The 987-nt window shown below is 59.1% G+C and carries 2 protein-coding genes; one reads left to right on the forward strand and one right to left on the reverse strand.

Annotated elements, in window-relative coordinates:
- Positions 1–12 precede the first annotated feature (12 nt).
- On the forward strand, positions 13–105 hold the full coding sequence (locus ACOCD2_RS21965) for a hypothetical protein (RefSeq protein ID WP_368857478.1): 93 nt from the start codon (positions 13–15) through the stop codon (positions 103–105).
- On the opposite strand, the gene ACOCD2_RS21970 is transcribed toward ACOCD2_RS21965, so the two are convergent.
- Positions 64–987, reverse strand: a 924-nt coding sequence (locus ACOCD2_RS21970) for a histidine kinase dimerization/phospho-acceptor domain-containing protein (protein WP_293675318.1), incomplete at its 5' end; no start/stop codon positions are given. The two genes, ACOCD2_RS21965 and ACOCD2_RS21970, sit on opposite strands and share 42 nt — an antisense overlap.

A 987-nucleotide genomic window follows, 5' to 3' on the forward strand; every position in this document is an offset into this window, starting at 1 on the left:
TACCTCCACCATGTGCTGCAGCACATCGGCAATGCCAGGACGGTTGAGGACATTGAAGCCCTGCTACCCTGGAAAACGCCTCTCAAAAAGATGCAAGAGGGCTGATTGTTTGGCGCTTACGCTGCAGCTGTAAGCCAACTGTATTCCCTGGGCATCCGCCTCCGGAACGAGTTCTGCCACGACATCCTCAAGCAACGTCCGCAACACCACGGGTTCTTGCAAATCAGCCTGGGTCAGCGCGTCCAGACGGGCCAGATGCAGCAACTGGGAAAGCAGTTCACCCATGCGCTCCGCACTCTTGTCCAGGATCCTCCCCGACACATGCACTTCTTCCATACTGTCTGTACGGGTCAGGATGTGAGCCACGTTGCGTACCACCGCCAGGGGGTTGCGCAATTCATGAGCCGCGTTGGCGGTAAAGCTGCGCTCACTTTCCAGGCTGGACTGCAGCCGTTTGAGCAGTCTGTTGATGGATTCCACCAGCGGTGCTATTTCCCCGGGGATGTTTTCTACTGAAACCGGTTGCAGATTTCCCGGTTTGCGCCGGGCGATCTGGGCATTCAATCGTGAAAGCGGCCGCAGCCCGCGCCTGATGCCCAGCCACAGCACCAGCACGATAACCGGTATGGACAGCAACTCTTTCTGCAGCAGTTTTCCCCCGATCTCGTGGACGAGATAGGTCCGCAGATCATCCCGCTGTGCCACGTAGAGGAAATGCTCTGCCGTCTTGTTTTGAACCGCAGCGACGCGCCATTCGTGCGAGTCATAGCGCAGGGTCTGAAGTCCGGCACCCTTTCCCGCGCCATACCCGGGCATGGGCTGACCAATCTTCACCAGCCCGTCGGCACTGGCAAACCAGACGTACACTCGCTGCCAGCCATGGAGAGCGAAGCGAAGGCTGGTAGACCCCAGTAGCCGCGAGGCCGCACTGCTTACCCGTCGTGCGCATAGCGCCAGAGGGGAAGCAAAGTAGGCATCCAAACGCGG

The sequence above is a fragment of the Thiolapillus sp. genome (assembly GCF_048562965.1).
Taxonomy (GTDB): Bacteria; Pseudomonadota; Gammaproteobacteria; order Chromatiales; family Chromatiaceae; genus Thiolapillus; species Thiolapillus brandeum_A.